Raw genomic sequence first — 18,747 nt, forward strand, 5'->3', positions numbered from 1 at the left:
ACATTCAACCGCCAACCGCCAGAAACCCATCAGAAACCCATGCTAACGAACTATCTGAAAATCGCTTTAAGGAATCTTGTCAAGAACAAAACTTATTCCCTGATCAATATCATCGGGTTGGCGCTGGGAATGGCGGTTTCTGTGCTGATGCTTATTTTCGTCATGCACGAGTTCAGTTACGACAAATTTCATATCAACAATGCGCGTATTTATCGGATTCTTGCGCAGATCAAAATGGGCGACAGCGACATGCAGTTTACGTCGTTTTCGGCCAAACTGGGTCCGGCACTGAAAGAATACAACCCGCAGGTTCAGGATTATGTAAGAGTGAAACCTGCTTATCAGAAAGTAGTCATCAGAAATCCGGAAAAAGGCGGCGAGCTGTTTTACGAGCAGCATTTTCTGTTTGCCGACCCTTCTTTTTTCAAGGTTTTTTCATTTGAATTAAGAGAAGGAAATCCGGCCACGATGCTGGAAGGGCCATTTACAATGGTCATATCCGAGCGCGCTGCCCGAAAGTATTTCGGAGATGAGCAAGCAGTGGGAAAAATGCTGGTTTACGAAGGCAAGCACATGATGCAGATCACCGGCATTGCTCAGGACCCGCCGTCCAATTCCACCTTTGATTTTGATTTTGTTGTTTCCGCGTCCACTTATCCAAAGCTGAGCGGGGAGGATAAAAAAAACTGGGAAACAGCCGGGATTTTTACAACCTATCTTTTGCTGGATTCAGAAAAATCGAAATCAGTAGTTGAAAAAAACATTAAAAGAGAAGGAAACAAAACCGGTGCGTTCGACAGTACGGCCGGTTACAAACTGGAAAGTTTCGGCGGCATTCATCTTGGCAACAACTTCAATGAATCGGGTAATACCAAACTGATCTATATATTCGCCGGCATAGCCGTTGTGATCCTTTTTCTGGCATTGTTCAACTACATGAGCCTTATAACCGCCCGTGCAACAATGCGTGCAAAGGAAGTGGGCGTAAGGAAAGTGGTTGGCGCCGGTAAAAGTGGTTTGGTCTGGCAGTTTTATGTTGAATCCGTTCTGGTTTGTACGTTTTCATTTGCGCTTGCTTTTCTGCTGGTGGATTTGTTGCAGCAGCCTTTTTACAATTTGCTTGATCTTCATATCGACTCCTCATTCCTGCTTTCACCTGAATTTATCGGTTTTTTAGCTTTGCTGCTTATTGTCAGCGCACTGATCGCCGGCAGCTATCCGGCGCTGATCCTGTCAGGGTTTAGACCGCTGGAAGTGTTAAAAGGAAAATTTGCTGGCAGTCATAACGGCGCTTCGGTACGGCGCGCATTTATGGTTTTCCAGTTTGCCGTTTCCATTACGCTCATTGTTTGCAGCCTGGTCGTGCATAATCAGCTGCAATTCATGCAGACCAAAAAACTGGGCCTTTACAAGGATCAGGTGCTGAGCGTTCCTTTGAGCGCAACCATGGCACCCAATTACTTCCCGTTGCGGAACGAAATCCGTGAACAAACAGGCGTGCAGGATGTGGCTTTTACAAACGCCGGTCTTTTTAAAGGCTACAACATGTTTTTTCTCAAAAATTTTACAACCGGAAAAGATGTCAGTCTTACCTATATGGTTGTGGATAAAAACTTTACACGGACACTCGGACTGAAATGGAAAACGGAGCCTGCGGAGGAAATATGGAAAGACCGGAACTATGTGGTCCTGAATGAAACGGCCGTCCGGCAACTGGGCATGAAAGGAAACCCGATCGGGCAGAAAGTAGGGGAAAATGACGAAGTTGCGGGTGTTTTAAAGGATTTTCATTTTTCATCCGTTCAGAACGAGATCAAGGCAATGGGTCTTTTTGTTGTCAGTGATACTTCCAATGTCCTGAAAGTGCCCGGCGCAGCCGGCGTTTTGTACGTCAGGCTGGATCCGAAAGCGAACCTGAAAGAGAAAGTGGCAGCAATCGGCGGAATTTTCAAGAAATACGATCGTGAGAAGCCGTTCGAATATTATTTTCTGGACGATGCCTTCAATGAAACTTTCAAAACAGAAATCCGCATGTCCCGCATGTTTTCGGTATTTACGGCATTTGCCATTTTCATTGCCTGCATGGGACTTTTCGGACTGGTGACATTTACAGCCGAAGTCCGGACGAAGGAGATCGGTATCCGCAAAGTGCTGGGCGCTTCCGTTGCCGGGATCGTTGCGCTGCTTTCCCGCGATTTTATCAGACTTGTGCTTGTAGCCATCGTTCTGGCCATTCCGTCAGCTTATTATTTGATGAACAAGTGGCTGCAGGATTTTACTTACCGCATCCAGATTCCGGTATGGATTGCAATTGTTTCAAGCATTTCAGCCATTGCAATTGCATTGCTGACGGTCAGTTTTCAAAGTATCAAGGCGGCATTGATGAATCCGGTGGAGTCGCTGAAAAGTGATTAGCTGCTGGCTTTTAGCTACTAGCTATTGGCTGTCAGATTATTGCTGATTGTCCATGATCAGTTTTTCACAACTAACCACTCGCTGTTAACAGCTTATTGCTAACAGCCAGCAAATACTGTCCGGCGTGAAAGATTTAATGTTCATTTCTGAACACCTGATTAATGATTTTTTTAAGTTAATCCATTGAATTGTAATTAGTTAAAAATTCGGTACGAGTTTTGTATTTTAGATAACCAAATACGAACAGCCAATAGCCAATAGTTAACAGCCAACAGCCATAAACAACTTCCAATTCCAACCATCCATGTTAAAGAACTATCTCAAAATTGCATTTCGTAACCTTTGGAAGCACAAGGTTTTTTCATTTATCAATATCATGGGGCTTACGGTCGGCATGTCGGCTTGCTTTCTGATATTTTTATATGTCAATTTTGAACTGAGCTACGACGCCTTCAATTCCAAAGCAGACCGTATTTACAGGCTGGTGACGGACATCAAGACGCCTTCCGAAACCATTAATACGGGTGTAACTTCATGGGCATTTGCGCCGAGTATTAAAAATGATATGCCGGAAGTCGATGCATTTACACGGGTAAGCGGAGGCAGTTTTCTGGTCCGGAAAGGCGAACTGAAATTTCAGGAAGAAAAAACGGTTTTTGCCGATTCATCGCTTTTCAGGGTTTTTGATTTCAAACTGATAAAAGGAAACCCGGCTACTGCGCTGAAAGATCAGCTCAGCCTTGTTTTTACAGAGAAGGCCGCCAAGAAATATTTCGGTGATGCCGATCCGATCGGTCAGACGCTGCTGTTGTCCGGCGAAGGATTTCCAGCCATTGTAACGGGTATTATGAAGGATATTCCGGAAAATTCGCAGATCAAAGGCGATATGTTCGTGTCCATGTCGACGCTTACGCAAAAGTTCAACAAAGGGCTGGATGAACAATGGGGCAATTTCGGAGCGACAACTTATTTGCTTTTAAAGCCGGGAACCACAGGAAAAGCGCTTGAAAAAAAGCTGCCGGAATTTCTTAGGAACCGTGCAGGAAAACTCATGAACGAACTGAACATGCATTATACCTTGTTCCTGGAACCGCTCAGGGATGTGCATTTGCTTTCAACCCGCGGGTCGGACGTAGCCGGAAGCATGAACAACGTATATATATTTTCGGTTGTGGCTGTTTTTATCCTGCTCATTGCCTGCATCAATTTTGTAAACCTGACAACGGCGCGTTCCGTGGAAAGGGCAAAAGAAGTCGGAATCCGCAAAGTTGTCGGCGCTCCTAAATGGCTGATTGCAAGACAATTTATCAGTGAATCCATTTTGCTGTGTCTGATTGCGTTTGTGTTTGCCATTGTTTTGTCGGCAGCACTCATTCCGTTATTCAATAATCTGTCGGGCAAGATAATCAGTGACGGTATGCTGGATAACTTGCCTTTTGTGCTTGGGTTGTTTGTTGCTTCCATTATAATCGGCATACTGGCCGGGATTTACCCGGCGCTTGTTTTGTCATCTTTTGAGCCAGTTGTGGTTTTAAAAGGACGTTTTACGACAAGTTTCAAAGGCGCTTTGTTAAGAAAAGGGCTTGTTGCCGTTCAGTTTGCCATTTCCATTGCGCTGATTATTGCCACAATTGTAGTTTATACCCAAATGAATTTCATGCGCAACCGCGATCTGGGTTTCAGCAAGGATCAGATGCTGATTATCAATTCCGAAGGTGATCCCAAAAAAGAAGCATTCAAGGAATCTCTGGCCAGTCTGAGCGGTGTAAAATCGACTGCAACATCGTCCAGCGTGCCGGGCAGCGGCAATCCGGGTGCGTATTCGGAGATTGAGAACAAAAGCGGCGACATGCAGATCGCCAATCTTGACCTTTACTTTGTAGACTTTGACTATATTCCTCAGTTTAAACTGAAAATGGCTGCGGGACGTCCGTTTGCAAGGGAATTCGGCACGGATACGACGCAGGCGATGGTCATCAATGAAGCAGCAGTAAAATTATTCGGTTACAGTTCGCCGGAGCAGGCAATCGGCAGGCGTTTCAAGCAATGGGGACGTGAAGGAAAGATCATCGGGGTTGTTAAGGATTTCCATTTCAGAGCATTGCAGGAAGTGATCAAGCCGCTCACCATGCGCATTGAGCCGAGGAATACGGATCTGGTTTCTGTAAAAATAGACGGCGGAAATATTCAGGGAACCGTTGCGGCCATTGAAAACAAATGGAAATCCATCATGCCGGACCGGCCGTTCAGCTATTATTTCATGGACGAGTTTTTCGACCGTCAGTACCGGAGTGAAGAGCGTTTTGAGAAGCTGTTTTTCAACTTTGCCATTCTTGCCATTTTTATATCCTGCCTTGGTTTGCTCGGCCTTGCCTCGTACAGCACCATGCAGCGTACAAAGGAAATCGGCGTTCGGAAAGTAATGGGCGCATCCATTGGAAGTATAGTCGGGCTTTTGTCCAGAGATTTCCTGAAACTGGTTTTAATTGCATTTGTAATTGCTTCACCGATGGCTTATTACGGTATGTACAAGTGGCTGCAGAACTTCGCTTACCGTACGGATATTCATTGGTGGATCTTTCTGGCAGCAGCTTTGCTTTCGGTTACAATCGCATTCATTACGGTAAGTTTCCAAAGTATCAAAGCCGCATTGATGAACCCGGTCAAATCACTGCGGAGTGAATAGGTTTTGGCTATTGGCTGTCAGCGGTTAGCTTGCCGCTTCTGGCATTTGTTTTCAGAAGAGTTATGAGCCGATGGTTTGTAACTCTTCTGTTATTGGCTATCAGCCGGTAACAAATGGTTTTTATCAAAAAATGGAAGGCAGGGTTTTCTTTGATAAACAAAATTTAAAAGCCAATTACTAAAAGCGGACAGCTAAAAGCCGATAGCCAGCAGCTGATTGCCAAAAACTATTAATCTTTTATTAAAATTAATTGGACTGAGTTATAATTCTGCCGGGGTGTTTATCTTGCAGATCAATACTTTTTACAGTAGGTTATGCCTCAGAGATTTGGTTACAGCACTATATTCCTGTTGATTTTTTGTTTTAACACAGTTCGTGCCCAGCAAAAATCGTTTGGTTCATTATTAAGAGCAGATCTGGAAGCAGGAGGCTATGTTTCTTCCGGGAATTTCACACCTTTCTGGCTTAGGACCAATCAATTTGGTGCAGTTCCGTTACAGGCTCCGGCAGCGGTAATTCAGGGAAATGTTGGTAAAAGCTATGTGTTTTATGATTCCCTCAGACAGCGTCCGAAGAAATTTGACTGGGGTTTTGCCTTCAATCCGGTACTTACTTTTGACAAAAAGGATCATGCAAAACTGTTGTTTCCGGAAGCACATGTGAAAATCAGGTTTAAAGCGGTGGAGCTATACGCCGGGAGAAGAAAGGAACTGATGGGATTGGGCGATTCTACTTTGTCGTCAGGGTTTTATTCGGTTTCGGGCAACTCACTTCCAATTCCGAAGATCCAGATCGGAACCATCGGTTTCACGCCGCTGCGGTTTACCGGAAACTTTGTAGCGATACACGCAGGATTTGCCCACGGCTGGTTTGGTACGGACTATATTCAGGGCGTACGGCTTCACCAGAAGTTTTTGTATTTCAGGCTCGGCAAAGAACAGTCCAAAAGCAAATTCTTTTTCGGGCTTAATCACAATGTGCTTTGGGCCGGCCATGCCGAATACCTGAAAAGATATCCTGAACTGGCTTTGAACGGCGAGCTGCCTTCTTCCTGGAAATTTTACCCCAATGTTGTGCTTGCTTTCACCTCCAAAAACTGGTTTACCAAAAACGGTTACGGCGCTTTTGACAGTTACCGGCTTGGCAATCATCTGGGCAGTTATGATCTGGGTTTTGAAACAAAAATCAACGGCAGGAAATTGTGGATTTATCATCAGCATCCGTTTGAAGACGTTTCGAGTATGCTGCTTAAGAACGTTCCCGACGGACTTTACGGCATCAATTTAAGCGTTAATTCGGTTGCCAATGCAGGTTTCAGGCTGACGCGACTTACAATGGAATTTCTTACAACAAAAGACCAGTCGGGGGCTACATTCTATATTCCGGGCAGCAAGTTTCAGGGCGCGGATAATTATTTCAATCATACGCAATACTCGGAAGGCTGGTCTTATTATGGCCGTACGGTCGGCACGCCGTTTATTGTTCCAGGAAAAGATACGGAACATGCATCGGAAACAAGAAGCAGGTATTTCCCGGACAACCGCGTCAACATGTGGTACCTGGGTGCTCAGGGATTGCTGGGTAAATCACTGATGTTTACACTGCGTACTTCTTTCAGCCGCAATTTCGGTACACCGGGCGGCAATTTTACAAAAGTCAAAAACCAGTTTTCTTCCATGATCTCTGCCCGCTATGCGCTTTCAAATGCCAGCAATACAAGCCTTGTACTTCAAGTAGCAACGGACCAGGGAAAGCTGTTCGGGCAAACGACTGGCGGTTATCTGGGAATCAGGAAAAGCTGGTAAATGGTTTTATTCCATTGAAAAGTATTGTTCGTCCATGAACAAAGCTGTTCGAATTCGGACAAAAAATGGCTTCTGCTTTACTATAATCAGTTGAAAATTAAGGTTATGTGCTTTTCGGCATGCATTTAATATTGTTCTGCAGAACGGTAGCTGTTTGTGAACTTTATGCATCCGGTGCCAGACAGCAGGCAATAAAAATGTATTACACTCATACTTTCAATATGTTGAATTTTTAACCATTCGTTACCATGAGCCATATTGCAATCCCGATTCCGCCGCTTCAGGGCAAGCAGGAAATCAAAGTTGAAGTAACGATCAACGGAATCAGGCAGAACCTGTTTTATCGCGTTGAGCTTTTTTATTGGGAAGACTGCAGCAATCCGGTGGCGCACCGTGCCGACTGCATCAGTGAAATGCTGGCACATCATGATCCCGAATGGACCGTATATTATATTGGCGCGCCAAATGATGAGTTTGTCCCGATTACTTTTGTAAAGAAAGAAAGCAGGAACCTGCTTCGGGAAGCAATTGCATAGATGCCGTTTTCAGGCTTTCCGGATTTCCTGTCTGGAAAGCCTGCATTCAGAACCACCATTTTCCGGAATCCGGAAGCGGTTTCCATTTGCTTTTCGGTTCAAAGTGATTCCAGATAATTTCTGAAACTTTACGGATCAGCGTATAACCTTCATTGTTCTGCTGCCAGGTTTCATCCTGCTGGTTTTTTGTGGAAACACAAAAAACATAATCCCCGTGCGGCGCATGCACAACAAGCACTTCCGATCTGGCCTGATTTACCGCACCGCTTTTCGCAGCCGTTTTGATATGGGGCGGAATCTGTGAAAGAGCTTCTCCGTCCCAGAACTGCATGCCCAGATAACGGTACATCCGCTCGCTCGCAGCTGCATTGATCGCCTTGCCATTCCGGATCATCGCAACGAGTTCCGCCATTTCTTTCGGCGTGGTTTGTCCCCAGCCGTATTTCGCCTGACCGTCCTTGCGGCCGGGCGTACGGGAATTGACGCGGATATTTGCAAAGCCGTTTGCATCGAGCCACTGGTTAATCGTGGCTCCGCCGCCGGCCATAGCCTGCAACCACAAGCTGCCCGTGTTGTCACTGAGTGAAATCATAAGATGCACAACTTTCGGCAAAGGAATTCTGGTGCTGTCGCGGAATGAACCTACGATGCCGTTGTCATATTTCAGAGAATCGCGGTAAACGAGTTCCTGGTCAAATTTGATTTCCCCTTTGCTGATTTTGTTAAAAAGACCGCACATGATCGGGACTTTGATCATGCTTGCAGTCGGGAAAATCGAGTCTGCGTGGATGGCTGCGGTCTGATTCGTTTTCAGGTTACGGACGTACACGCCTGCATTGCCGTGAAAGCCGGCCAATGCCTTTTCCAGCATGGCCGTTAATTTCTTGTCCGTTTTCGTTTTACCGACTGCCGAAGGCTGCGCGTACAAGCCATGCGCAAGAAGCACAAGCAGAAAGGAACAGCAGAATATTTTCATTTTGAATCCGGTTAAAACGGTTATTTGCTTTTAGATTGCTTCCTGCCCACACTGCCGGCATTAAAATGCAGATAGCCCCAGTATTCCGGAAAATGCATGTTAATAATGCCCTGCGGCGACCATACCCAGTTATATTCCGGGATCAATTTGTTTGTTTCCTTATTTTTCCTGCGGCTGTATTTGCCGTCGGTTCCGATTTCATGCTGCCAGTTGACACGCGAAAAATTGATGCGCCATACGGCATCGTGCACCGGGATTATTGCCGGAATCTTATCATTTGCAAGAGATTGGAACGGAATGGCGATTTCCAGCGTCCAGCTTTTGTCCTTATCCTTGCCGTCGTTCAGCGTACCATCAATGGAAACAGCCGATTTCAGGCCTTCTATATTCCAGGAAATTTGCGCCTTTCCGCCTTTTTTGTACGTTTTCGGAAGAAAAAGGTCGAAAGTATTATTGATTGCATTGATTTCCAGCTCGTAGTAATTTTCAGTATCACCGTCGGGATCAATAAAAACCTCGAAGTCGTTTTCGTGAAATACAATCTGGTCTTTTTTGTCCTGATATGCCCAGATATGTTCCTCGTCCAGCACAGCGGCAATGTAGAGAAATTCATTGTCCCAAAGCATTTTTACACGCGTATCCTGCAAAGGCAGCGGCTTTTTGTCGCCTTCAATATCTTTGAATTTTGACGTCCATTCCGCTTTTTTCCACGATTTCTCGTTCAGCTTTCCGTCAATGACAATCTTTTCATCCGGTTGGAAACAAATGTAGCTTTCAGGCGGATTCGGGGCTTGGGCAAACCCGCTGTTTGAAATAAGCAAACCGGCAAACAGGAAAGAGGCCAAAATGGGTAATCCGGGCAGGCGATTCAGGTCAAATCTGTTATTTTCTTTGAACGATTTTAAGTTTTTCAAGATCAGTAAAGGGAATGAGTTCGTACGCTCAATATACTTTCAAACCGTTCAAAATCTCAAAAAATACGCCTGTATTTTATTACGGTCTATGAAAGTTCTCTTTCAAAATAAAGCACGCCATCGTACGGATTGTAATTATAAGGCACCGTTTCTCTGAAACCGAAAGATTTGTATAATGCCACGGCAGCCGGCATTTTGGTGCCGAGTGTATCCAGTTTGATGGTTTTGTAATTCAACATTCTGGCGCGTTCGATGACGCTGGACAGCAATGCTTTTCCGATGCCTTTACCCTGAAATTCCGGCCGGATGTACATGCGCTTGACTTCGCAGGTAAAATCGTTTTCAATACGTCTTAATCCGACGGCTCCGATGTACTCGTTTTCATTTTTGACAAGCAGCAGCACGCCGGTCGGTGCGCCGTACATGTCAGAAATAATCGTCAGTTCATCATCAAAATTCTGAAAGCAAAGTGTGAAGTCCAGCGAAGCGGCATATTCTTTGAAAAGCGCTGCGCCTGTCTGGTAATCTGCCGGTGTGGAAGCTTGTATAATCTCAAACATAACTGAACTGCATGGATACTAAAATATGGATTTTTTAAGCTGCTGTTATTTTCTGCGGGTCCGCTTACTGTTTAATCTGTAAATCACTTGCCTTGATCTCGTTGCTCAGCAAATCACCAAATAATTTCCACCGCCGTTCAGGAGCATTGTCGGTGCCGCCTTTTGCCTCTATGTAATTTTTGACAAGATCCTGGCCGTAATTATAGTTGATGACATAACTGCGGTATTTTTTAATAAACTTTAAATAATCCGCTGCGCCTTTCGGAGTAAGCAAAGCATAATTTTCGAGCCATTGAATGGCTTGCTCATCCGTCATGGTTTTATTCAGGATTCCTCTTGCTGCTTCGTTGCGTACATAGCCGAGGCCGGATTTTACGGACAAAGCTTCAAAATAAAGATCTGCTTTTGAGGTGTCCATTTCTGCAAGCGGCATCAGGACTTTTTTACAGAATTCCTTTTGTTCATTGCCCGGAAAAGCAACGGAAATACCGTAATTCGCACTTCCTTCGGCAATCAGCGACTGCGGGCTGAACAGCGGATAAAGGGAGATTTCAGTCCGGTTTTTATCCTTGTAAAGATTTTTTTCCAATAAGGAATTATAAACGTGATGCCCGGGATACCCTTCGTGGCAAGCCAGATCAATGGCTCGTTCTATAAAAATAGGCTGACTGACATTGATCTGAATAACACTTGTGAAATTTCCTTTGTACCAGTTGTAACCCGACCAAGGTTTGTCCCGGACATATTCCAGCGTAAAAGTTTCACCAGCCGGAAGTTCATAATGCGTTAAAGTCCGTCTTCTGGCTTCGGCAATGGCCGTCCTGAAAACCGTATCAATCTTGTCTTCCGGAATCAGGAAATTTCCGGCCAGTTTCTGAAAGCGGTCCGAAATGGAACCTTTGCCGGGCAGCAGACTGTCCAGCCGGGCAATTTGTGACTGAAAATGCTTTTCAGGATAAACGGGCGCAACGGCGTCAAACAATTCCCTGGATTCTTCGTCAAAAGAGACGTTTTCTCCTGAAAATACTTTTATTCTTCTTTCAAATGCCGTCAGTTGCGCAGAAAGCCATTTTGCCCTTTTACTGGTCGAATCGTTTTTTGATGCAGCGGCAAGGCTGTCAAGTTCTTTTTTCAGACCGGCCGCTTGCATTATAAAGCTGTCTTTCGGAAAATCCGCACGTTTCGGAGCAGCAGGTTTCAGTGAATCCGGGCCGTAATAGGCATCTACAAAATCCGTATCATACTGACCGATGTTTAAGGCCAGACGGACATAATCACTGGAAATCCGGTTCAGAGCGTCGTTTTCACTTTTTTCTGTCATTTTGGAAGAACAGGAAACCAGCAATGCAGCAATCAGTATTGCAGAAAAATATTTTAAAGCCATCATCCTGAAAAATCTGAGATTGAAAGTGTTCGTGTAAAACAAACAGGATTTTCCGGAATTACAGCATTACAGGTCCAGAATGTCTTTTGCTTCTTTCTCGGTGTAAAAAGGGCCAAGTTCCGCTTCATCAATAATTTCCTGAACCTGCTCTTCCGTTGCGGGTTTTGCGGGTTCGGTATTGTTTGCCGGATTGATTTCCCAAAAATCGATAATGCCCTTGTTTTTCAGGGCAACCAGTATTTGTTCTGCCAGATTGTTGTCCGATTCGTTAATTGCTTTGACATGAAAGGTTTTCATAGAACTGCTGTTTTGTAAATTTATACAAGAACTCAAAAAATCATACCCGTTCAGAGCCTGTAACAGGCAAATACATATCCGGCGTTTCAAATGTCCGTTTTTGAACAGTGTTTTATGCCTAAACAGCTTACAATCAGTGTACTTTGTTACTGGCTTTGTTTTTGATGTATTAAAATTAACGTTACGCCATGCAACATACGATTTCATTTTGTCATCATTATAAAAATTAACAACACCGGATCATGAAAAAGAAACAGCTACTTGTAATCATGCTTGCAATGTTCGTTGCCATTGCAGGAAATGCTCAGAACGACAGCGACAAGCCGTATGTAACCAAAAATTTTACAAATGCCTCGCTGAAAGAATTGTCCGTTGAAACTTCCGGCGGTTCCATTTCGGTAACGGGCGGTGAAAGCAACGGCTTTAAAGTGGAAATGTTTGTAAAACCAAACAACTGGAATGGCAAAAGCGAACTTTCCAAAGAAGAAATCGAAGACAGACTGGAAGATTACGACATTCTGATCGGTACGGAAGGAGACCGGGTGGTGGCCACAGCAAAGCGAAAAAACAATAATAACCAGAATAATAACAAAGGCATTTCAATCGGGTTCAAGGTTTATACGCCTAAAAATACAGCCACTTACCTCAAAACAAGCGGCGGAAGTATTCACATCGCTTCACTGAACGGCGAACAGAACTTCACGACAAGCGGCGGAAGCCTGCATGTGAATGACCTGAGCGGCATGATCCGCGGCCGTACTTCCGGCGGAAGCATTGAGGTTGCCAACTGCAGTAAGGACATCGAGCTGCATACCAGCGGCGGAAGCATTAAAGCGAGCGACCTGAAAGGCAAAATTGAACTACAGACCTCCGGCGGAAGCATTGCGCTGAATAACCTTGATGGAGAAATTGAAGCGCAGACCAGCGGCGGAAGCATCAAAGGTGAAAACCTGGCCGGCTCGCTGAACACCGGAACTTCGGGCGGTTCTGTAAGGCTGGCAAATGTTTCGGGAAGCCTGAAAGCCAGTACAAGCGCAGGCAGCATTGAAGTAGAACTGACCAAACTGGGCGAATTTGTAAATCTGTCCAGCTCGGCAGGAAGCGTGCGGGTTAAGATGCCGCTGGATAAAGGCGTAGACCTGAACCTGAAAGGCAATAAAGTATCCATCCCGCTGAAAAACTTTGACGGCCAAGCAGAAAAAGACCGCGTAAACGGCAAAATGAACGGCGGCGGCATTCCGGTTACACTTTCAGCGAGCAGCGGAAGCGTTTATGTCAATTAGTGAATGGCTTTTGGCAATTAGCTTTAAGCTGTCAGGATCAAAAATGATTAATTCAGAGAAGCTTGTAGAAAATTCAATCCGGATTCATTTCAATCCGTAACTTGGAAATAGTACTTGTAAATGGCGGAAGGACGGAATTTTGACTTCGTTCTTCCGCCATTTTATTTTTTTACAGTAACCATAAACCGGAAAGTGCGTCTAAAAGAGCAAACCTTTGATCCGACGTATGTTTAGAAATATGGTTACGCACTTGCAGGACTACTTTGGGATTTCCAGAAAGGAAGCACGCGGCGCGCTGGTTCTGATGGTATTATGCCTGTTTCTGATCTGGACGCCGTTTGTGTTCAGAAGATGGATTTTGCCGATTGTTCCGGTTAACGAGAGTGACGTTGATCTGAAGAAGCTGGACAGCATTGCAGCTAAACTTGAAAAAGAGAATCAGCTGAAATTTAAAAAGTATAAGAAATATCCTGAAAAAAACGATCATGCAAAATCGGCCCGTTCGTTCCGCCTTTTTGATTTTGACCCGAATACGGCAACCGTTGATGAACTGACTGAGCTTGGAATTCCCGTTTTTCTGGCAAAAAGAATGGATAAATTCAGGAGCAAAGGCGGTAAATTCCGTAAAAAAGAAGATTTGCTTACGATCTATGATTTTCCGGCCAGCCTTTACGAACGACTGGAAAAGCACATTGTACTGCCGCCTGCTGCCGGTATAACTCCGGCGAAACCTGCGGAAAAGGAGAAAGCAGCAACTGAGAAAAAGGTTTTTGCAGGAAAGCCGGCTATTTCAGAATTTGATATTAACAAAGCCGATACGGCGCAGCTTGTTCGGCTCCGCGGAATCGGCAGCAAATTGTCCATGCGGATTCTGAAATTCCGGGACGGGCTTGGCGGGTTCCATTCTGCAAGCCAGTATGCGGAAATATTCGGGCTTGATTCGCTGGCTTTGTCCGAACTCAACCGTTTTGCAAAAGTGCAGAGTGCCGTAAAAAAGATTGATATCAATACGGCGACTGCCGAAGAACTGAACAGCCATACTTATCTTAAAAACAGAAAGATTGCCGCAATTATTGTTAATTACCGCAATCAGCACGGTGCGTTCCGTTCTGCTGACGATCTGCGGAAAGTAAAAGTCATGGATGAAACCATGATCAGAAAGATCGAGCCGTATCTTTCTTTCTGATCAGAATCCATGATTTTAAAAATTGGGTTTCAGCAGATATTTGGAGTAGAAATTATCGATCACCTTCACCGCTTCATCGGGTGTATCCACAACGCTGATGAGTTTAAGGTCTTCGGGATTGATATTTCCTTCCGTCAGCATGGTTCCTTTGATCCAGTCGAGCAATCCGGTCCAGTAACTGCTTCCGACAAGCACAATCGGGAAGCGGCCGATTTTTTTGGTTTGTATCAAAGTCAATGCCTCAAAAAGCTCATCCAGCGTTCCGAAACCACCCGGCATGACAATAAATCCCTGGGAATATTTTACAAACATGACCTTTCTGACGAAGAAAAAGTCAAAGTTGATGTTTTTGTCCGGATCGATGTAAATGTTGCTGTGTTGTTCAAAAGGCAGTTTGATGTTCAGACCGACGGATTTGCCGCCCTGCTGAAAAGCACCTTTGTTTCCCGCTTCCATGATTCCGGGCCCGCCGCCGGTGATGACACCGTAGCCATGCCTGACCAGTTTTGCCGCAATTTCTTCGGCGGTTTTATAGTGCGGATTGTCGGCCAGCGTACGGGCAGAACCGAAAAGGGAAACGCACGGACCGATTTTGGCCAGTTTATCAAAACCCTCAACAAATTCGGCCATTACCTTGAACACAACCCAGGAATCGGCACTTTTTATTTCATTCCAGTTTCTATCTTCAAATGCTTCCTTGATGCGTTTTTCGTCTTCCGGAACTGCCGGATTGAGGAGGGAAACGTCAATGAGCTGTGCATTTTCTGTTTTTACTTGTTCATCCATACTTAAAAATTCAATTTAGTTGTTGATTCATATATTGTAGCTTTGCAATTGCCGGAAAGCTGCCGGCAATCCGCTTTAAGCAGTCAGGAAGATCCATTTTTAACAGAGTGTAAATTGTAAAAACGGATACTCCCGACTAATTTTAACAATTACTTATTTATAATTATACATTTAAAAACCCTTTTATTTTGCAGATAAACGGGTTACATATAACAAAAAAACAATGAGAAAAATTGCTATCGGTTCGGATCATGCCGGTTTTCCTTATAAAGAGCCTGTTACACAATGGCTTATTACAAACGGTTTTGAAGTAAAAGATTTTGGTACATACAGCGCCGATTCCGCCGACTATGCCGATTTCGCGCATCCGGTTGCAAGTGCCGTGGAAAGCGGGGAATATGAAAAAGGCATTCTGCTGTGCGGAAGCGGCCAGGGCGTGTGCATTACGGCGAACAAACATGCCGGAATCCGTGCCGCGCTGGTCTGGGATGCGCCGCTGGCGCAGCTGGCACGCCAGCATAACGATGCCAATGTGATTTGTTTTCCCGTAAGGTTTATTGAGCTGGAAACTGCGCTGGCAAGCGTGGCAGCATTTCTGAGTACGGAATTCGAAGGCGGCAGGCATCAGGCGCGCGTAGATAAGATTGCCTGCTAGATTTTTCTCTGGTAAATGCCTTTCCAGGGACTGGCTTCATACTGTTTTTGTAGTGCCGGAACACGGTTCAGCAGTTTCGGCATTATATTGACTTTATCAACGACATAATCGGGCGGATCTTTGCGGAAGTTGTCATAAACATGGATGACGCTGTCAAAATTGTCGAGGTTCATTAAATCGTAGCTCGCCAGTTCCCAGTTGAGATAAGGCGTTGCCGTGTAATTGTTAATGTACTCTCCCGTATGCTGCCCGAGCACCAGAATGCGTTTGCTGCGGATCTGGCCGGGCAGGTTTGCCGGCCTGGCTCTCAGATTTTCCAGCTTGCCCATGGCTATCCCTGGCACTACGCCGCGCAATCCCTGATATTGGATCAGCAGAATGATCCCGCCCATTAAAGTAAACTGAAGCTCGTCCGAAAAGCTGTTTTTCCTGAAACTCTGAAAATAATGCGTGGCAAAGAAAGCAGCCGGCGGTACAAATATTACAAACTGCATGGGCGCCAGAAACTGCATGAGCGGAATGGTAAAAACAGCCGTTATGAACCATAAGGCCATCACCTGCTGAATCCGGGTTTGGTAACTTACAAAACGCATGGTGGTGAAAATCCGCATAAAGCCCATAACGCCAAAACCCAGCGGCAGCAGGAGGGAAGCTATCAGCGAAGTGAAATCGTTCAGGTTATATTGTTTCACCTGAAAAACGGAAGTGAGCAGATTCCTGTTCAGGCTTTCCATGCCGTTGTTCATGTAAAAAAACAGCACGACCATCAGCAGCGGAAAAACAGATCCGAACATGCCGAGCAAGTGATGACGGACCGTAGAGCCGGTATAGAAAAGCAGCGCCAGAAAAGCCCATATCATAAACAAAGATGCCGGAAGATAAAACAGCGTGGCGATTCCGACATACAGGCCCATTTCAAAAACCTGCGGGCTGACTTCCCTTCTTACGAGTATCTTGACAATCGCCCCGAACGCAAACAGCAGAAAAGTGTTGGCCATGAGCATGGGCGAAAGCGTACCCATATCAAATGATATATTCAGGAAAAGCGCGTACAAGGCACCGGGAATGAAACTGCGTTCCGGAAATACTTCCCTGGAATGGATTACGTAATTGAAATAGATAATCTGGACAATGGAAACGGTAATGGCGGCAAGCTGATAAATCCATTGCGTCCGCCCGAAAAGGCTGTCGATGAGCCAGTAAGTCAATCCTGAAAAAGGACTTACATTATCCCAGACGTCACGGTAAAGCATAAAGCCGCGGCCCATTTGTTCGCCGACCAGCATCCAGCTCAGTTCGGGTATAAGCAAAGGTGCGCCGCCCAGAAAAAACGGCAGCCGGAGCAGCAGGAAAAATACAATCAGACTGATGGTCTGATACCGTGCGTTAACGCGAAAAAAGCTTAACAAGAAGTTGGCGGATTATAGATCTTAATGGGAATAACTTTCACGAAATTACAACTCCGTATTCTACAATAACAAAATAAGTATGGATATTTGTACTTATTATATAGGAGCAGGGGGATTTTGAAGATGCAGTTTTGTTGGCATGACAATTTGCAGAGCAGGGTGCTCAGGATATTAATTCAGGCAGCTTACCGGCTGACAATGATTTGAAAATTATGGAATCTAAAAGACAACAAAAAGTAGGAAGGCAGATACAGAAGGACCTTGGTGAAATCATCCAGAAAGATGCGCAGCACCTGACAAACGGATCTTTTGTAACCATAACCGCCGTGCGCGTTACGCCTGACCTCAGCATAGCGAGAGCTTATCTCAGTTTTTTGCCTGATAAAAACAAAAAGATGCTGCTGGAAACAATCCAGGAAAATACCCGTTTTATCCGTCAGAAACTTGCGGAAAGAGTTCGTCATCAGTTACGCATTGTTCCACATCTTCAGTTTTACATGGACGATACGGCGGAATATGCAGCTAAAATGGACTTGCTTTTTTCTGATATCGTCATTCCGCCGGCGCAGCCCGACAGTGAAGATGAATCTAATTGATTTCAACTGCAGCTTTTGATGGATCTTTCATACAGGATTGCAGTTCGCTATTTTTTTTCCAGAAACAAACGCAGTTTTATAAGTCTGATCGCCCGCATTGCCATGGCCGGCGTTGCCGTGGGTACGATGGCGATGATTGTTGTTTTGTCTGTTTTTAACGGAATGGAAGATCTGAACCGCAAGATTTTTAAAACTTTTGATGCCGACGTGAAAATTTCTCCGCGTGAAGGAAAAAGATTTCAGGTCTCCGATTCATTGATCGCCGCAATAAAATCGGTGAACGGAGTAAAATCGGTTACACAGGTTATTGAAGACAACGCGTTGGCAAGGTACGGAAGCCAGCAAATGATTGTGAGGCTGAAAGGCGTGGACGAAGGTTTCGAACAGCAGGGCCAGCTGGATACGGCACTTATCCAGGGTTCGCTGAAGTTGTATGGCCCGAACGGAACGCCTTATGCTGTCATTGCGGAAGGGATCAGAAACGCATTGTCGATTTCGCTTGAAGATGTCATTGTGCCGCTTGAACTGCTGTACCCGCGTACGGGTACCAAAACGCTGAACGTTACGTCTGCCGAAGCTTTTAACCACATTACCTTGCGGCCGGGCGGAATTTTCTTTATCGAGGCGCGCTACGACGATTACGTTATTGCGCCGCTTTCGCTTGTTTCTACGCTCATGGAATACGGCAGTCAGCGTTCTGCGCTGGAAATAAAGACAATACCGGGTTTTTCGGAGTACAAGATCAGCAGGGCAATCGGAGAAAAACTGGGTGAGAAATTTGTGGTAAAAGACCGGGATTCGCTGAATTCGGATCTGCTCCGCGCCATCCGGCTGGAAAAACTTTTTGTAAGCGTAACCTTGTCGCTGATTATTCTGGTGGCTGCAATCAACATATTTTTTTCATTAAGCATGCTTGCGATTGAAAAGAAAAAAGATGTGGCCATGCTGTATTCGCTCGGAGCCGGGCCGGCGCTTATCCGGAAAATATTTCTGGCGGAAGGAGCCATTGTTGCATTATCGGGCGCCATATTCGGGCTTTGCGGAGGAATTGTGATTTGCCTTCTTCAGATCCGGTACGGTTTTGTATCCATGGGCATGACAACTTCGCTGATTGATGCGTATCCGGTCAAATTAATGTGGCAGGATATACTCTACACAGGTATCATTGTCGTTATTATTACTATGATCGTTTCTTATATCCCAGCCCGGAGAGCAGCAGACGCAGGCCAGATCTTACGCGTTTAACCTGAATTCCGGAT

General features: G+C 45.2%; 16 protein-coding genes. 9 read left to right on the forward strand and 7 right to left on the reverse strand.

The window, feature by feature from the left end; genetic code table 11:
* The first annotated feature begins 39 nt into the window (after nucleotides 1-39).
* The 4 genes from FEM33_RS25875 (at nucleotide 40) to FEM33_RS25890 (ending at nucleotide 7,442) form a co-directional block, all read left to right on the forward strand.
* Nucleotides 40-2,415 carry an ABC transporter permease gene (locus FEM33_RS25875; protein ID WP_139014865.1) on the forward strand — a complete coding sequence of 792 codons (2,376 nt, stop codon included), beginning with the start codon at nucleotides 40-42 and terminating at the stop codon, nucleotides 2,413-2,415.
* Between the two features lie 304 nt (nucleotides 2,416-2,719).
* A complete protein-coding gene (locus FEM33_RS25880) occupies nucleotides 2,720-5,101 on the forward strand; it encodes an ABC transporter permease (RefSeq protein WP_139014866.1) in 2,382 nt (793 codons plus the stop codon).
* 314 nt (nucleotides 5,102-5,415) lie between these two features.
* Complete coding sequence (locus FEM33_RS25885) at nucleotides 5,416-6,906, forward strand: capsule assembly Wzi family protein (RefSeq protein WP_139014867.1); 1,491 nt, start codon at nucleotides 5,416-5,418, stop codon at nucleotides 6,904-6,906.
* A 248-nt stretch (nucleotides 6,907-7,154) separates the two neighbouring features.
* The gene (locus FEM33_RS25890) at nucleotides 7,155-7,442 is read left to right on the forward strand and encodes a hypothetical protein (RefSeq protein WP_139014868.1); all 288 of its coding nucleotides are present in this window, start codon (nucleotides 7,155-7,157) and stop codon (nucleotides 7,440-7,442) included.
* A gap of 46 nt (nucleotides 7,443-7,488) precedes the next feature.
* Here the strand turns inward: FEM33_RS25890 and FEM33_RS25895 are convergent, their stop codons facing one another.
* The 5 genes from FEM33_RS25895 to FEM33_RS25915 all read right to left on the reverse strand — a co-directional run bounded on the left by FEM33_RS25895 (nucleotide 7,489) and on the right by FEM33_RS25915 (nucleotide 11,573).
* On the reverse strand, nucleotides 7,489-8,418 hold the full coding sequence (locus tag FEM33_RS25895; protein ID WP_139014869.1) for a serine hydrolase: 930 nt from the start codon (nucleotides 8,416-8,418) through the stop codon (nucleotides 7,489-7,491).
* A gap of 20 nt (nucleotides 8,419-8,438) precedes the next feature.
* A complete protein-coding gene (locus tag FEM33_RS25900; RefSeq protein WP_229214427.1) occupies nucleotides 8,439-9,332 on the reverse strand; it encodes a carbohydrate-binding family 9-like protein in 894 nt (297 codons plus the stop codon).
* Between the two features lie 86 nt (nucleotides 9,333-9,418).
* Complete coding sequence (locus FEM33_RS25905) at nucleotides 9,419-9,892, reverse strand: GNAT family N-acetyltransferase (RefSeq protein ID WP_139014870.1); 474 nt, start codon at nucleotides 9,890-9,892, stop codon at nucleotides 9,419-9,421.
* 64 nt (nucleotides 9,893-9,956) lie between these two features.
* A complete protein-coding gene (locus FEM33_RS25910) occupies nucleotides 9,957-11,279 on the reverse strand; it encodes a hypothetical protein (RefSeq protein ID WP_229214428.1) in 1,323 nt (440 codons plus the stop codon).
* Between the two features lie 63 nt (nucleotides 11,280-11,342).
* Nucleotides 11,343-11,573, reverse strand: a complete 231-nt coding sequence (locus FEM33_RS25915) for a hypothetical protein (RefSeq protein WP_138281821.1) — start codon at nucleotides 11,571-11,573, stop codon at nucleotides 11,343-11,345.
* Between the two features lie 242 nt (nucleotides 11,574-11,815).
* On the opposite strand from FEM33_RS25915, the gene FEM33_RS25920 reads away from it, so the two are divergent.
* Both FEM33_RS25920 and FEM33_RS25925 read left to right on the forward strand, forming a co-directional pair.
* Nucleotides 11,816-12,856: a DUF4097 family beta strand repeat-containing protein gene (locus FEM33_RS25920; protein ID WP_139014871.1), complete on the forward strand. Its 1,041-nt coding sequence runs from the start codon at nucleotides 11,816-11,818 to the stop codon at nucleotides 12,854-12,856.
* Nucleotides 12,857-13,082: 226 nt separating this feature from the next.
* Nucleotides 13,083-14,042 (forward strand): ComEA family DNA-binding protein, encoded by a 960-nt coding sequence (locus FEM33_RS25925; protein ID WP_139014872.1) that lies wholly within the window; start codon nucleotides 13,083-13,085, stop codon nucleotides 14,040-14,042.
* 15 nt (nucleotides 14,043-14,057) lie between these two features.
* On the opposite strand, the gene FEM33_RS25930 is transcribed toward FEM33_RS25925, so the two are convergent.
* The gene (locus FEM33_RS25930; protein WP_229214429.1) at nucleotides 14,058-14,828 is read right to left on the reverse strand and encodes an LOG family protein; all 771 of its coding nucleotides are present in this window, start codon (nucleotides 14,826-14,828) and stop codon (nucleotides 14,058-14,060) included.
* 223 nt (nucleotides 14,829-15,051) lie between these two features.
* On the opposite strand from FEM33_RS25930, the gene rpiB reads away from it, so the two are divergent.
* Nucleotides 15,052-15,483, forward strand: coding sequence for a ribose 5-phosphate isomerase B (gene rpiB / locus FEM33_RS25935; RefSeq protein WP_139014873.1), 432 nt, complete (start codon nucleotides 15,052-15,054; stop codon nucleotides 15,481-15,483).
* Here the strand turns inward: rpiB and FEM33_RS25940 are convergent.
* A complete protein-coding gene (locus FEM33_RS25940; protein WP_139014874.1) occupies nucleotides 15,480-16,892 on the reverse strand; it encodes a hypothetical protein in 1,413 nt (470 codons plus the stop codon). The two genes, rpiB and FEM33_RS25940, sit on opposite strands and share 4 nt — an antisense overlap.
* A 212-nt stretch (nucleotides 16,893-17,104) precedes the next feature.
* On the opposite strand from FEM33_RS25940, the gene rbfA reads away from it, so the two are divergent.
* Both rbfA and FEM33_RS25950 read left to right on the forward strand, forming a co-directional pair.
* Nucleotides 17,105-17,488, forward strand: a complete 384-nt coding sequence (rbfA, locus tag FEM33_RS25945) for a 30S ribosome-binding factor RbfA (protein WP_138281826.1) — start codon at nucleotides 17,105-17,107, stop codon at nucleotides 17,486-17,488.
* A gap of 18 nt (nucleotides 17,489-17,506) precedes the next feature.
* Nucleotides 17,507-18,733, forward strand: a complete 1,227-nt coding sequence (locus tag FEM33_RS25950) for an ABC transporter permease (protein WP_139014875.1) — start codon at nucleotides 17,507-17,509, stop codon at nucleotides 18,731-18,733.
* Nucleotides 18,734-18,747: the final 14 nt, after the last annotated feature.

The organism is Dyadobacter flavalbus, assembly GCF_006149045.1.
Lineage (GTDB): Bacteria > Bacteroidota > Bacteroidia > Cytophagales > Spirosomataceae > Dyadobacter > Dyadobacter flavalbus.

Coding starts and splice junctions, on each gene's coding strand:
- FEM33_RS25875 (WP_139014865.1), top strand. CDS start 40: ATGCTAACGAACTATCTGAAAATCGCTTTAAGGAATCTTGTCAAGAAC.
- FEM33_RS25880 (WP_139014866.1), top strand. CDS start 2,720: ATGTTAAAGAACTATCTCAAAATTGCATTTCGTAACCTTTGGAAGCAC.
- FEM33_RS25885 (WP_139014867.1), top strand. CDS start 5,416: ATGCCTCAGAGATTTGGTTACAGCACTATATTCCTGTTGATTTTTTGT.
- FEM33_RS25890 (WP_139014868.1), top strand. CDS start 7,155: ATGAGCCATATTGCAATCCCGATTCCGCCGCTTCAGGGCAAGCAGGAA.
- FEM33_RS25895 (WP_139014869.1), bottom strand. CDS start 8,418: ATGAAAATATTCTGCTGTTCCTTTCTGCTTGTGCTTCTTGCGCATGGC.
- FEM33_RS25905 (WP_139014870.1), bottom strand. CDS start 9,892: ATGTTTGAGATTATACAAGCTTCCACACCGGCAGATTACCAGACAGGC.
- FEM33_RS25910 (WP_229214428.1), bottom strand. CDS start 11,279: ATGATGGCTTTAAAATATTTTTCTGCAATACTGATTGCTGCATTGCTG.
- FEM33_RS25915 (WP_138281821.1), bottom strand. CDS start 11,573: ATGAAAACCTTTCATGTCAAAGCAATTAACGAATCGGACAACAATCTG.
- FEM33_RS25920 (WP_139014871.1), top strand. CDS start 11,816: ATGAAAAAGAAACAGCTACTTGTAATCATGCTTGCAATGTTCGTTGCC.
- FEM33_RS25925 (WP_139014872.1), top strand. CDS start 13,083: ATGTTTAGAAATATGGTTACGCACTTGCAGGACTACTTTGGGATTTCC.
- FEM33_RS25930 (WP_229214429.1), bottom strand. CDS start 14,828: ATGGATGAACAAGTAAAAACAGAAAATGCACAGCTCATTGACGTTTCC.
- rpiB (WP_139014873.1), top strand. CDS start 15,052: ATGAGAAAAATTGCTATCGGTTCGGATCATGCCGGTTTTCCTTATAAA.
- rbfA (WP_138281826.1), top strand. CDS start 17,105: ATGGAATCTAAAAGACAACAAAAAGTAGGAAGGCAGATACAGAAGGAC.
- FEM33_RS25950 (WP_139014875.1), top strand. CDS start 17,507: ATGGATCTTTCATACAGGATTGCAGTTCGCTATTTTTTTTCCAGAAAC.